The organism is Bacteroidota bacterium, assembly GCA_016183775.1.
Classification (GTDB): domain Bacteria; phylum Bacteroidota; class Bacteroidia; order JABDFU01; family JABDFU01; genus JABDFU01.
The window spans coordinates 1-13,536 of record JACPDY010000110.1 but is presented as its reverse complement, the minus strand read 5'-3'; the positions used below and the strand labels follow the sequence as shown (position 1 = coordinate 13,536).

At 39.4% G+C, this 13,536-nt stretch carries 16 protein-coding genes; 8 read left to right on the top strand and 8 right to left on the bottom strand.

Annotation, left to right across the window (positions count from 1 at the left end; genetic code table 11):
* Nucleotides 1-146 precede the first annotated feature (146 nt).
* Complete coding sequence (locus tag HYU69_13695; GenBank protein ID MBI2271392.1) at nucleotides 147-2,414, top strand: hypothetical protein; 2,268 nt, start codon at nucleotides 147-149, stop codon at nucleotides 2,412-2,414.
* Between the two features lie 13 nt (nucleotides 2,415-2,427).
* Here HYU69_13695 and HYU69_13690 read toward each other — a convergent pair whose 3' ends face one another.
* Genes HYU69_13690 through HYU69_13670 form a run of 5 tightly spaced genes read right to left on the bottom strand, consistent with a single transcriptional unit; the run spans nucleotide 2,428 to nucleotide 6,381 of the window.
* Nucleotides 2,428-3,306, bottom strand: coding sequence for an NAD(P)-dependent oxidoreductase (locus HYU69_13690; protein ID MBI2271391.1), 879 nt, complete (start codon nucleotides 3,304-3,306; stop codon nucleotides 2,428-2,430).
* A gap of 9 nt (nucleotides 3,307-3,315) precedes the next feature.
* Nucleotides 3,316-4,926 (bottom strand): FAD-dependent monooxygenase, encoded by a 1,611-nt coding sequence (locus HYU69_13685; protein MBI2271390.1) that lies wholly within the window; start codon nucleotides 4,924-4,926, stop codon nucleotides 3,316-3,318.
* A gap of 3 nt (nucleotides 4,927-4,929) precedes the next feature.
* Nucleotides 4,930-5,325: a hypothetical protein gene (locus tag HYU69_13680; GenBank protein ID MBI2271389.1), complete on the bottom strand. Its 396-nt coding sequence runs from the start codon at nucleotides 5,323-5,325 to the stop codon at nucleotides 4,930-4,932.
* On the bottom strand, nucleotides 5,318-5,662 hold the full coding sequence (locus HYU69_13675) for a DUF2304 domain-containing protein (GenBank protein ID MBI2271388.1): 345 nt from the start codon (nucleotides 5,660-5,662) through the stop codon (nucleotides 5,318-5,320). Before HYU69_13675 ends, HYU69_13680 begins: the two co-directional genes overlap by 8 nt.
* A 2-nt stretch (nucleotides 5,663-5,664) precedes the next feature.
* The gene (locus tag HYU69_13670; GenBank protein ID MBI2271387.1) at nucleotides 5,665-6,381 is read right to left on the bottom strand and encodes a glycosyltransferase family 2 protein; all 717 of its coding nucleotides are present in this window, start codon (nucleotides 6,379-6,381) and stop codon (nucleotides 5,665-5,667) included.
* 131 nt (nucleotides 6,382-6,512) lie between these two features.
* Between HYU69_13670 and recQ the strand changes: the two genes are divergently transcribed.
* Genes recQ through HYU69_13655 form a run of 3 tightly spaced genes read left to right on the top strand, consistent with a single transcriptional unit; the run spans nucleotide 6,513 to nucleotide 9,473 of the window.
* Nucleotides 6,513-8,717: a DNA helicase RecQ gene (gene recQ / locus HYU69_13665; protein ID MBI2271386.1), complete on the top strand. Its 2,205-nt coding sequence runs from the start codon at nucleotides 6,513-6,515 to the stop codon at nucleotides 8,715-8,717.
* A gap of 47 nt (nucleotides 8,718-8,764) precedes the next feature.
* Complete coding sequence (locus tag HYU69_13660; protein ID MBI2271385.1) at nucleotides 8,765-9,331, top strand: zeta toxin family protein; 567 nt, start codon at nucleotides 8,765-8,767, stop codon at nucleotides 9,329-9,331.
* Nucleotides 9,324-9,473, top strand: a complete 150-nt coding sequence (locus HYU69_13655) for a hypothetical protein (protein MBI2271384.1) — start codon at nucleotides 9,324-9,326, stop codon at nucleotides 9,471-9,473. Before HYU69_13660 ends, HYU69_13655 begins: the two co-directional genes overlap by 8 nt.
* 40 nt (nucleotides 9,474-9,513) lie before the next feature.
* Here the strand turns inward: HYU69_13655 and HYU69_13650 are convergent, their stop codons facing one another.
* Together HYU69_13650 and HYU69_13645 are read right to left on the bottom strand one after the other, a co-directional pair.
* A complete protein-coding gene (locus HYU69_13650) occupies nucleotides 9,514-9,843 on the bottom strand; it encodes a hypothetical protein (GenBank protein ID MBI2271383.1) in 330 nt (109 codons plus the stop codon).
* 30 nt (nucleotides 9,844-9,873) lie between these two features.
* Complete coding sequence (locus HYU69_13645) at nucleotides 9,874-10,968, bottom strand: COX15/CtaA family protein (protein ID MBI2271382.1); 1,095 nt, start codon at nucleotides 10,966-10,968, stop codon at nucleotides 9,874-9,876.
* Nucleotides 10,969-11,080: 112 nt separating this feature from the next.
* On the opposite strand from HYU69_13645, the gene HYU69_13640 reads away from it, so the two are divergent.
* From HYU69_13640 to rpmA, 4 genes are all read left to right on the top strand, one after another.
* Nucleotides 11,081-11,713, top strand: a complete 633-nt coding sequence (locus HYU69_13640; protein MBI2271381.1) for a hypothetical protein — start codon at nucleotides 11,081-11,083, stop codon at nucleotides 11,711-11,713.
* Between the two features lies 1 nt (nucleotide 11,714).
* Nucleotides 11,715-12,317, top strand: a complete 603-nt coding sequence (locus HYU69_13635; GenBank protein MBI2271380.1) for a hypothetical protein — start codon at nucleotides 11,715-11,717, stop codon at nucleotides 12,315-12,317.
* Nucleotides 12,318-12,498: 181 nt separating this feature from the next.
* Complete coding sequence (rplU, locus tag HYU69_13630) at nucleotides 12,499-12,954, top strand: 50S ribosomal protein L21 (protein MBI2271379.1); 456 nt, start codon at nucleotides 12,499-12,501, stop codon at nucleotides 12,952-12,954.
* A 54-nt stretch (nucleotides 12,955-13,008) separates the two neighbouring features.
* Nucleotides 13,009-13,269 carry a 50S ribosomal protein L27 gene (rpmA, locus tag HYU69_13625; GenBank protein ID MBI2271378.1) on the top strand — a complete coding sequence of 87 codons (261 nt, stop codon included), beginning with the start codon at nucleotides 13,009-13,011 and terminating at the stop codon, nucleotides 13,267-13,269.
* A 137-nt stretch (nucleotides 13,270-13,406) separates the two neighbouring features.
* On the opposite strand, the gene HYU69_13620 is transcribed toward rpmA, so the two are convergent.
* Nucleotides 13,407-13,536, bottom strand: a 130-nt coding sequence (locus HYU69_13620; GenBank protein MBI2271377.1) for a transposase, incomplete at its 5' end; no start/stop codon positions are given.

The window sequence follows — 13,536 nt, the reverse complement described above, 5'->3', positions numbered from 1 at the left end:
TGTGTCGGTAAGTAACATAGGACTTGGGGTTGTAGAGGTTTATTTTTTTCCTCTAATTTTCACCTCAAGTCCTTATCTTTTTAATCTTAACTTTTTTATTATCAACCGTTTGTTGTCAATTTAATCCATAGCTCACGTTAATTAAAATGAATAGTCCTGATATAAGATCTAAACTTAGTTATTCCAATTCGGGATTTTATTTATCTGTTATAGCGGTTTTCGTCCTGCTCTTTTGGTCATATTCCAATCATTTTCATAATCCATTTCATTTTGATGATGATCATACAATAGTAAGCAATACGTACATAAGGGATATCAAAAACATCCCTTTATTTTTTAAGGATGCCAGTACTACCAGCTCATTGCCGGCAAATCAGGTTTATCGGCCCGGGGTGACCACTTTAAACGCGATCGATCATTGGATCGGTGGAAAATCCGACCCGGATCCTTTTTATTATCATGTTTCCATTTTTGTCTCATTCGTTGTACTCGGGATATTGCTGTTTTTCTTCTTCCTTAAAATAGTTGGGTCTTCAGTTTCCGGTAAGTGGAATAGATATTTGGCATTGTTTGCCAGCGCCTTTTTCTGTCTGCATACGGCCAATGCCGAAACGATCAACTATATCATTTCAAGGTCGGACTCTTTTTCAACATTGATGGTTGTGCTTGCTTTTGTAGTGTACATATACCTGCCGCAATGGAGATCAAAATTTATTTATTTAATACCTGCGCTTGTGGGTTTGTTCGTAAAGGAGCCTGCGATGATGTTTGGTCCTTTGCTTTTACTTTATGTGATATTTTTTGAGCAGGAGTTGTCGCTTTATGATATTTTGAAGGCGAAGCACCGCAAGCAGCTTTTGAAAGGGATACTAACTGCTGTCCCGGCAATTTTACTTTCTGCTTTGTATTTTTATTTTTCCCGGGTAATGACTCCTCCTGATTGGGCTCCGGGCGGTGGTAAATGGTATTATTACCTGATGACCCAGCCTTTTGTCATCGTTCATTACATTAATAATTTTCTTTTGCCGTTTAACCTTTCGGCCGATACTGATTGGGAACTTGTGCGCAGCATATTTGATGATAGGGTAATAACAGGTTCATTAATCATTCTTGGTCTGATTGCCTGTGCCGTGCTATTGTCGGGGAACAGATCAACCCGGTCTGTAACATTCGGGCTGCTTTGGTTTTTTATTGCGTTGCTTCCGACCTCCAGTATTTTTCCTTTAGCGGAGGTGTTGAATGATCACCGCCCTTTCTTTCCATACATAGGGCTGGTCATTGCTTTTGTTGGCGGTGTTTCATTATTAGTCGATCGTTATGTAAGTGATATTGACAAGCAGGCGAAGAGGATTGTATTGAGCATTGCAATTCTTTTTTTGTTAAGCCATGCCTATGGAGTTCATCAGCGTAATAAAGTATGGAGTACCGGCGAAAGTTTGTGGTATGACGTGACAGTAAAGAGTCCAAAAAACGCGCGCGGTCTGATGAATTATGGTAATTCACAAATGGCAAAAGGTAACTATACGGTTGCGCAGGATTATTTTGAGCGGGCTATAAAGCTTTGGCCTGATTATTCATATTTATATTTAAATATGGGTATTCTTAAGGCAGCCATGGGTAGTCAGCAGGAGGCCGGGCAGAATTTTAGTAAAGCTTATTCTTTGAACTCAAGTAATCCCGGGTACTATTATTATTACGGCAACTGGTTAAAGGAGCAGGGTAAATTAACGGAGGCGAAAGAGACTGTTCGAAGGGGTCTGGCGATAAGCCCGGGACATGGAAGCATTCAGAGGTTGTACGAGGAACTGATAACGTTGGAATCATTGAGGGCGGAAACAAATGCGACCGCGGAACAAAAAGTAAAGACCGATCCCACTCCTGAGAATTATCTGGAGCTTAGCTTGATCTATTATAAAGAGAAGAAGTATAAAAAATGTATTGAAGCTTCGAGGCAGGCATTGAAGCTCAAACCTATTTTTGCAGAAGCATATAATAATATTTGTTCGGCCTTTAATTTAATTGGAGAGTATGACAGCGCGATCGTTTCCGGTAAAGAAGCTTTGCGCATAAAACCTGATTTTGAACTTGCAAAAAATAATTTAAATGATGCTATACAGCGTAAATCAAAAGAAGATGAGGTGTTGTTGCAGGTAAAGCAGCATCCCACGGCGGAAAACTATATCAACCTTAGTTTGGTTTATTACAACAACGGCAATTTTTTAAAATGTATTGAGGCTGCAAATGAATCCAACAGGAAAAAGCCCAACGCTATTGCATACAATAATATCTGTGCCGCGTATAATGTATTGAAAGAATGGGATAAAGCCATTGAAGCAGGGGAGAAAGGACTTGCGATTGAGCCGGGAAACCAGCTGTTAAAAAACAACCTGGCTATGTCAAAGCAAAACAGGTAGAACGGATTCAATATTATTTATTGGCAAATAACCGGTCAAGAGTATCTTTATAGCCGGATATCTTTACCCCGATCTTATCCAGATCGTTTTCTGTATTTTGAATTTTCAGATTTTTTAAACCCAATAAATTTTCAGTTGAAATTTCTTTTGCCAGTCCTGTTGATTCCAGCAGGCGGAGTGTAATATTAACGATGAAGTAGGGGAGTGGAATGAATAACGCGTTTACGCGAATTGTGGCGCATAATGCTTTGTAAAATGCTTTATAAGTAACAGGACTTGTTTCAGCAACAGTGAAAATTCCATGCAGGTCCTTTTCAATAATTTTTTCAATAGCAATTGACAAGTCTTTTACGTCCACTGTTTGGATGGATTGTTTTCCTCCGTCTATCAGCGGAACAATTTTATTTTTTTTTATGAAAGCAGTCATGCTTTTTAGCAGTCCTCCGTTTCCTAAAATAAGTCCGGGTCTGACCACAACATCCTTGTTCGTATTAAACAGTTGCTCAATAGCATATTTTTGCCGACCGTAATTCGACAACGCATCAGGCTGTGCCGACATACTTGATATAAAAATATTTTTCACTAACCCGCATTTACGACTTACATTCAATAATTGTTTAGCCCCTTCTATATTTATCTTATTCGCATTTTTGTTTGCAGCATTGTGCTTAATATACGCGCAATGGATCATAAAGTCAGCACCTTGAAACTGTTTTTCATTAATTAGGGTACTCAGATCATACGGGTAATAGCTGATAGTTGAGGAAGATTGTGGCGGGGAATCTCTTACCAATGCCCTTACCTGGTATCCTTTCTTACTGAAGTGTGCAGTAAGAGCAGATCCGATAAAGCCGTTTGCTCCTGTTATAATGATTGTTTTATTTACGCTCATTTCAGATACTCATTTTTTAATGACATTCAATGCTGTTAAGTGTGCATTAGCCATTAGTGTGAAGGTTAATCCTTTAGCCGGCAAATAGTTGAACCCCGAACCATCCGCCACATATACATTTTTTGTTCCGCCCAGTTTGCCCTGCGGACTTAATGTGTAAGGGTCATCGCTTTTGCTGAAGGGGAGAGTTCCGGCATAATGTATACTGGATCCGTTTCCCGGATTAATTCGTTTTATAGCATAGGCACCTAATCTGCGCATCGCTTTAGTGTATTTTTTTTCCCGTATGTTGATCTTTTCCTTTTCATCCTCTCCGAGTATATAAGTCGCCTGTAATTTATCCCCGGTGATCGTGCCATTGTCTTTTATCAGCTCAAGAAATTTTAATTTATTTCTTTGTTCAGGATGATGGATGCCTATGATAACGATGCCTGACATAAGGTATCGCATAATTATCCTCGCGTCAACAAAATTAAGAGGAGCTTCTTTAATAATTCTGAAAAGCATTAATGACTGATAGCTATAGATAGATGCCATTGCTACATCAAAATTATTTTGCTGTTCGTCATGGAATAATGAAAGCTGGGCAAATCCCATTTTATTTTGTTCAGCTTCTTTGCCTAGCATAGCCGGTTGAATGCATGGAATATAGGTGTACGGGTTGCACAGTAACGGAAGTCGTTTGTTTTCTGCATTAAATGAACGCAAAACGATGCGCGCGCTGCCTAAAACTCCTGTTGCAAGAATTAGTTTTTTGCATTTAAAAGTTACAGGAGTGTCGGAGTTGGTGTTTGTACAATGCACTTCAATATAATCCTGCTTTTCGGAAAAACTTGTTGCCAAGTGACCGCCTATGTAGCTGAAATTGCTTTTCTTTTTCAGCTGGTTTACCGTTATCCACGGGCGATATGCACTTTGTTCTTTATCCGAATAAAAATCCATATCACGGTATGCGTATTTTTTTCGTTCACCCTGGTCATGTGTCAATAATGCCAATGCCGGACGACCTAAATAAAATCCATTTTTGTTAAACCGGTTTTTATCAGCTGAGTACTTTTTGTAAATAAGCCGGTGATTGCAGTCCATATCCGGCGCTTGTTGATAATTGGTCAGTTCGCCTAATGTGTATGGAGACGCATCATCTTTTGTTCCGCTTATCCCGATCCGTTCACTTACCAGGTTGTAAGCGTTCAACATCTTATCATAATTAAGACCAATGGTTTCCAGTTCTGGTTTTGAAAATTCGCAGCATCCCAGTCCCCATCCGCTGCCAAGTCCGCCATAAGATAAACTTTCCATTGGGAAAAATGTCTGAGAGTTGACTGGCAAATATTTGTCAACTAATTTCAATAGATGTTTGCGCGGAGGAGTAAGGTGTTCCCCTGTTTTCATTTTCCCCCACGAAATACCTTCCGCGTCATCTCCTATAAGATAGCGATATTGGTCAGGCTCGGATCTTCGTATGGAAATAAAATCTTTTTCGGGTATAATGGAAGAGTATTTGTTGTCTTCCGCGCCAACATCTATCATCGTAACTTTAACACCTGCTTCAACAAGCGTTTGAGCTGCCATTGCTCCCGTACAGCCCGATCCGACAACTATGTGATCATGTATTTCCAAATATCAGGCTATGATTTTTATAAGCAAACTTCCAAATGTTGTTTTAATGACAGCGCGAATGCCGCTCAGTAAAACGATTATCAAATAAACGGGGTTGCGTTTTCGGGTCAGAAAATGATCAGCATATTCAGGAGTAGATTCCATAATGGCGAATAAAATATATAGTCGTCTCCGCAATTCGGAACCAGGCTCCAGAAAGGCCAGTCCCGAATCAATCAGGCCAATGCTCCAGTTGTTTTTCAAAGCAAACGTTAGCAATTTCCTATCTGCGACAGCACAAATCGGGTTGGTTGACTGAATTGCATGGGCATAAAGTTTTTTGACTGTGTTGTTTGGCGATAGCCCTAATAAGTATCGCCCGAAAATTTCAGCTTCGTGTTCCGGCGAAAAGTCATCCATCCTTTTTGGTCGCTTTTTGTTTTAGAATAGCAATTTCCTGTGCCAGTGTTTTATTTTGTTCCTGTAATTTCGATACTACAAGTGAAAGGTGAAGGAGGTAAATGAGTATGGCAATGATGGCGCCGATAAATACTGTATTTGGAGGAGCATAAACACCGATCAGGTCGGAAATGATTTCCAGGCCATCTCTCCAGAATGAGAACAGTACCAGTACCGCGGTGCAGATTATCCACATAATCGCGTACTCTTCGCGCAACTTGCCTTTTAATATGAGGCGGGCTATATAATACAGGAATAATAAACTTGAAATAATGGCGATGATCTGAATGCGTCCCATGTCTATTTTTTACGTTTTATTCTGATAAATGTAAATATAATTGCCAAACTTACCTTAAGCATGTAGTATACCGATGCGCGTTTGCCGATCGATGATATTCCGCCCTGCCGTTCACGCATATTTACAGGGGTTTCTCCTATATTAAGGTTGTTTTTCGCATATAGAATGATGGCTTCCGGTTCAGGGTATTCATCGGGGTAATACTCATTGACAATTGCAAGCGTTTTTCGGTTGATCATCCGGAACCCGGATGTGCTGTCTGTGATTCTGACACCTGCAAGTGATCGGATCAGGAATTTAAAATAATTTATCCCAGTTCTTCTCAAAAGAGTTGATTGAAACCCGATTTTATCAATGAAGCGAGAGCCGATTACCACATCCCAATTGTGTTCCTCCCTGGCCCGAATAAGTTTTGGCAACTCCTCCGGGGGGTGTTGTCCGTCTCCGTCAATCTGGAAAGCAAAGTCGTACCCATTCTCAAAGGCGTATTTAAACCCTGTTTGCACTGCGCCTCCAATACCAAGATTTACAGGCAGATTCAGGGCAATACAGTTTAATTCCGCGATTATTGTCGCAGTTGAATCTATGGAACAATCGTTTACGACGATGACATCAAGCTTTATTCCGTTAAGTGATGCTGTTGTATTCACGGCGTTTATAACGTCGGAAATAGCTTGTTGCTCGTTGTATGCAGGTATTACAACCGCGTATTTTGACATTCTATTTTCGACTAAATTTTATAAAAAAATAACTGATCCTAACAGACGGGAGCTTAATGGAATTTATTATATTTATGTGTAATATACAAAAGTATTAAAATTAGAGGTAATCAATTAAGTTCAGTAAAAGTATGGAAGCCACTGCGAGTTTGCAGACATGTTTAAAAAAGTTCTTTGGATTCGAAAAATTTAAAGGAGATCAGGAAGATATAATTGCCAATGTATTGGCAGGAAATGACACGTTTGTTATTATGCCTACGGGTGGGGGTAAGTCACTCTGTTACCAATTGCCCGCTTTGATAAGTGAAGGTACAGCCATTATCGTTTCTCCTCTTATCGCTTTGATGAAGAATCAGGTCGATGCGATCCGTAACTACGGTACAGAAGATGGAATAGCGCATTTTATGAACTCTTCACTTAACAAGGCGGAGATCCTGAAGGTGAAGGAGGATATAACATCAGGAAAAACAAAATTACTGTATGTGGCTCCTGAATCATTGAACAAAGAAGAGAATATCAATTTTTTAACCGATATCAATATTTCGTTTTTTGCTATTGATGAAGCGCATTGTATTTCCGAGTGGGGTCATGATTTCCGCCCTGAATACAGGAAGCTTCGTCCAATGATAGAGCGCATTGGCAAAGTGCCGATCATCGCCCTTACCGCCACAGCTACACCCAAAGTGCAACAGGATATTCAGAAGAACCTGGGTATGCAAAATGCCAAAGTGTTTAAGTCGTCATTTAATCGTCCTAACCTTTTTTATGAGGTGCGCGCGAAACAAAATGTTTTAAAGGAAATCATAAAATACATTAAAGGGCATACCGGTAAATCGGGGATCATATATTGCCTGAGTCGCAAAAAAGTGGAAGAGATAGCTGAAGTATTAAAGGTAAATGGTATAAAAGCATTGCCTTATCATGCCGGGCTCGATGCCTCTACGCGTGCGAAGACACAGGATAAGTTCCTGATGGAGGATATTGATGTTATAGTTGCTACAATAGCTTTTGGAATGGGCATTGATAAACCAGATGTTCGTTTTGTTATTCATCATGATATACCGAAAAGTCTCGAAGGCTATTACCAGGAAACCGGCAGAGGAGGGCGCGATGGAGGTGAAGGTAAATGTGTTGTTTTTTACAGCTATGATGATATCCTGAAGCTGGAGAAATTCATGAAAGGTAAGCCGGTAGCTGAGCAGGAAATTGGCCGTCAGTTATTAATGGAAACTGTTTCCTATGCTGAATCATCTGCCTGCAGAAGAAAATATTTGCTGCATTATTTCGGAGAAACCTATAAAGACGACAATTGTAAAAACTGTGATAATTGTGTAAATCCAAAAACAAAGATAGAGGCGATGGATGACGCAGTACTCGTGATTGAAACAGTGCTGGAAGTGAAAGAGAAATTCAAAGATGTGCATATCCTCAATATTCTGATGGGTGTTACTAACGCGGCCATCAAAACGTATAAGCACAATGAGCTGGAAGTATTCGGGGCAGGTGCAGGGGATGATAATAAGGGTGAAAAATACTGGAGTGCTGTTATTCGTCAGACCATTGTCCTGGGATTTCTTGCAAAAGATATTGATAATTACGGTTTGCTGAAAATTACCAAAGAAGGCCGGGCCTTCCTGAAGAAACCGCATTCAGTGATGGTTACACGCGACCATGATTATGAGAATGATGATGCCGGCGATGATGATATTGCAGTGGGCGGAGCTCAAAAAGCCGGCGCCGGCGCCGACCCTGTTTTGTTCAATATGTTAAAAGATCTGTGTAAAAAAATTGCCAGGCAAAAAAATCTGCCGCCTTATGTGATCTTCCAGGAAATATCATTGGAAGAGATGGCTATACAGTATCCGATAACCATTGAAGAAATGGGCCATATTACCGCAGTAGGAGCGGGCAAGGCCCAGAAATTCGGGAAACCGTTCGTGGACCTGATCGCGAAATATGTAAGTGAAAATGATATTGAACGCCCGCAGGATCTGGTTGTGAAATCAATCGTAAATAAATCCGGATTAAAAGTATATGTTATTCAAAGTGTTGACCGCAAGCTGCCGCTCGAGGATATTGCCAAAGCAAAAGGTTTAAAAATGTCTCAGTTGCTGGAAGAAATGTACAGTATTGTTTCCTCAGGCACTAAACTCAATATCGGCTACTATATTAATGAACAAATTGATGAGGATCGCCAGGCAAATGTGATCGAATACTTTAAAGAAGCCCAAACCGACTCCATAGAAGATGCCCTTGAAGAATTTGGCGATGATGATTATTCCGAAGAAGAAATGCGATTGATGAGGATAAAGTTTATTTCGGAGTATGGGAATTAGGGGCCTCACCCAATCCTTTCCGAAGTAGAGGGCTTTTAAAAAATAATATGCCAACTTTATATATAATAGCAGGGCCTAATGGTGCGGGGAAGACAACATCAGCCAACCAAATACTTCCGGGTGTTATAGATTGTATTGAGTTTGTTAATGCCGATTATATAGCGAAAGGGTTATCTCCATTTAATGCTGAAGGGGTTTCTTTTGAAGCAGGAAGGATAATGCTTAAGCGAATCAAGGAGTTGGCGAACCAAAACGTTGATTTTGTTATTGAAACAACTTTATCAACTTCATCATATGTGAAGTTTATTAAGGAGTGTAAACAAAAAGGCTATTATGTGATATTAATTTATGTTTGGCTTGATAATGTTAAGCTTGCAAAACGAAGGGTTGGATTTCGTGTTTCAAAAGGCGGGCACAATATTCCTTCTGACGTTATTGAAAGACGCTATAACAGAGGGCTTCGGAATCTTCGGAAAAAATTCTTAAATTTGTCTGACGAGTGGATGATGGTAGACAATAGTGGCGAAGAATTGATGAGAGTAGCATTTAGCAAAGCTGATGGTCTAAAGATCATTGACAATAAAAAATATAATTTAATAATTGGAAATGAATAAAAAGCGCCCAAAAGATCTGCTTGAACGAATTTTTAAAGCAATGAAAATTGCTGTTGAAAAGGTTTACGAAGACGCCCGCAAAAATGGCGATGAACTTGTTATTTCCGAAAATGGCAAGGTGAAGAAGATTAAGGTGACCTGACTATTTTTTATTTTTGTTGGCCGAGTTTTGGTGTTATACACTACTTATCCCTGCACCACGCTTTATAATTGAATTTATCAAAACCGATACATTGAAAAGTGTCACTTTTTGGTATCGCACAGTATCCTTTCCCGTTGTCGTTCACCATTGTAGTATAGTAGTAGTTATTATCTTCTCCATATAACCACCATTCGCCTGATCCATTGTTCATCATTGTTACCTTAAAATTCACAATTGAACTTTCGGCTGGGATAATGAATCCCTGTCCCGTTATCAATCCCCATGAATTACTGAAAATGTTTGTCCAAAGGCCAATACAAATAATTATTACGCTTGTTATTATGGCAATAAACTTCAGGATTGACTTCATAAGTAAGTAGGTTTGCAAAACACAAATCAGTTACCTTAACCTGTTGATTAATAGTAACGATGTTCCAAACAAAAAGAAAGCCCCTGTTTGATGTAATACCCCCAGCAAAACCGGCACGCTATAAAGGAGTGTAAATACACCCAATAAAAACTGGCACAAAACAATTAGTACCAATGCATTTACAATGCGCTTCTGCAAAACAGTCAATTCAATTTTGCGTGCCTTGTAATATATAAGCCCGACTATAATTACTACAGCATAAGCAATGTAACGGTGCACAAATTGCACACCCGCTCGTCCTTCAATAAAATTTCTCCACCAGGGCTGTAATACAAACATAGAGTCGTGTACCCATTCATCACACATTTTGGGCCAGGTAGGGCAGAGGTAGCCTGCTTTCAGGCCCGCCACAAAGGCTCCGTAAATAATTTGAAGAATTACTGTGCAAAATAAAATGACACTCCATCTTTTAAGATTTGAGATTTGAGATTTGAGATTTGAGACAGCGTCTTCGGTCTCCGGTCTTCGGTCTTCCGCCCCCTTCCTTTCCTCTTCCAACTTTGAACTTTGAACTTTAAACTTTAAACTTAATGCTGTCCAGAAAGTAAATCCAAAAACCGTAAACGCACTTATCAAATGTGCTGCTAATCGATAATGACTAACCCGCGGCTCTTTGCTTAGTCCGCTCTTAACCATATACCAGCCGAGCACTCCCTGGAAACCGCCGAGAATTAAAATGATGATCAATTTCTTAAATAAATCTGGTGTTAATTTTTTTCGTGCCCGGAAATAAATAAATGGCAAGAGGAATACCAGCCCTATCATCCGCCCGAGAAAGCGATGAATGTATTCCCACCAGTAAATGGATTTGAATTCTTCAAGAGTAAAATGATAATTAACCTGTTTATACTCCGGACTCAGTTTATATTTTTCAAAAGGTATTTGCCAGTCGGCATCACTCATGGGTGGCTTGGATCCAACGATCATGTTCCATTCAACCATCGATAGGCCTGAATGAGTTAGCCTCGTCATACCTCCTATAACTACCATTGCATATATCAGGAAACATCCTGCAAAAAGCCAGATGATGATTGGTTTAATGTCTTTCTCAGAAGAAATTGTCATTCGCGAATTTTTGGATAGATTCTCAATCCAAAGTAAAAGTAAAAGTTAAAAATTGTTAATTTATATAATAACGAATTAATATTTTAAGTTTGTAGTACAAAGCTGCTAACCAATGAAGCGAACAATCTTGTTTTTAGCACTTCTGCCATTATGCATGATTGGACAGGAAAATACTTCAACCATAAGGATCCCTTCCCTGCAGTTTGGAATGCGAAGTACCATAAGCCTGTTCTCCAGTGATGAAGAAAATATAGGAACCGGTGTTGGTGGACAATTCCGCGTCAGGCTGGCAAAGCGTATCAATACCGAATGGTTTGCGGATTATATAACATCTGATGTTTATGGTTTGGGTCGTCGTAATGTGGGGCATATTGGCTGGTCAGTTATGTTTTATCCTTTTAACGCAGAAACAATTAAAGGACAATTCACTCCATATATTTTAGCCGGTCATTGTTTCGATTACAACAGCGTTACAAAGAATGCCTCAAACGAGCCTGCGATCGAACGCTGGAGTTCGGCTGTGCAGGGAGGCCTGGGAACTCATTATAACCTGACCGATAATTTCGACTTCTCTCTTTCCGCACAGTATATGATGCACCTTGGCGATGATGTGCATGTGCATAAAGTAAATATTGCCGGTAAGGACCAGTTGCTGATAGAAAGGGAAAAATTGGGTTTAGAAGGACATTTGCTGGTGACAATAAGTGTGAATGTATTGATCCCTGATTTGCGTAAAAAGAAATAATATGCTTAAGCAAAAGTTGGTTATGTGTTTTATGGCGATAAACTGTTTCGCTTTTTCACAAACCGAAAATGGCCGTTATATTCACAAAGGATTGATCAGGGCAATGGCAACAATTTCGCCCGGAGTATTGCTGGAGGCAAAAGCGAATACCATTTCCATACATGGAAATTTTGATGTTTATATTGATGAAGATATTTCTTTAAGGAGTGACGCATTCTACTATCTGAATACATTGGGCAACGAAAAACCATTCGTGTTTAATCATTCTGTTTTTTCCGGCGCTTCGTACCATTTCAAAACCGTTAGTCATATTGATCCTTACATTGCTTTTCAGCCTGGAATTGCCATCGCGAGGTCGTATGGTCCGTATGTTATTACACCTACCAACCAGGTAAATCCAACAGATGATGACAGGGCGCAATACAAAACAACAGCCGATCCCCTGCTATCCGGAGTTGTTGGCTTTAACTATTATGCGAGTAAAATATTTCATCTATTTATAGAAAGCCGTTATGTATTCGGAACCCACCTTTCGGACGCTCCTGGTCCGACCTCGCTTAGCGAGATCAAATTTTCGTTTGGACTTGGCTTCAATTTCAATTGAGCTGGCTGCCTTATTTGTTCATAATTAATTGAAAATCAATGTAATGTAAAATATTGAATTAGCTATCTATTCAATTTCAGGCTAAAAAAGCTATAAAATTTTCCCACCTTAAATAGATTTATTATCTTCGCAACCCCTGTAACTAAGGGTATAGATATATAAACTAATAAAAAGCATTAAAATGTACGCAATAGTAGACATAGCCGGGCAGCAATTTAAGGTTGAGCCTAAACAACGAGTATATGTACACCGCCTTGAAGCCAAAGAGGGAGACAGTGTTGAGTTGAAAAACATCCTGCTTCTTGATAATAATGGTAAAGTTACTGTTGGCACTCCGCTTGTTGAAGGTGCAACTGTTGCCGCGAAAGTATTATCTCACCTTAAAGGCGACAAAGTGATCATCTTCAAAAAGAGAAGAAGAAAAGGGTACAGAAAATTAAATGGTCATCGTCAGTATTTTACACAGATATTTATTCAGGGAATTGCCGCGAATGGTGAAAAGATGAAGTTGGAAGAAGCTCCTATAGTAAAAGCTAAAGGTCGCGAAGAAGTGGATGAAGTAGTGGTGGAAGCAAAACCTAAAAAAACAAAAGCAGCCCCTAAGGCAGCGGCAAAAAAAACAACAAAGAAAAAATAAGCATAGTTCCTGACAACTATCAACCAACAACTAACAACTAACAACTAAACAGTCATGGCACATAAAAAAGGTGAAGGTAAAGTAAAGAACGGCCGCGAATCGGAAAGTAAACGGTTAGGCATCAAGGTATATGGTGGTCAATCGGCCATTGCAGGTAATATTCTTGTTCGCCAAAGAGGTACTAGGCATTATCCGGGTAAAAACGTAGGTATGGGCAAGGATCATACTTTGTTTGCACTGGTTGATGGTACTGTTGTTTATAAAAAGTCGAAAGAGGATCGTTCATATGTTTCGGTTGTACCGGCCACTGCGTAAACACAGATAGATATTGAATAAGATCCCCTGTTGTTTTCTTCAGGGGATTTTTTATTTTTATGTAATCCAAATGTGTGTCATTCTTTGCTTCGTTCGGAATGACAAATAAATCGAGTGATAATTCATTTAGAAACTGTTTAAATTTTATTCAATAATATTTTTATAGCTGCAAAATGAATCATTGCCTCACTTGTTTCAAGCAAATATTCAAAATCTTTACTCAATCTTCGTTGGTTTTCAAACCAAGAAAAAGTTCTTTCAATAATC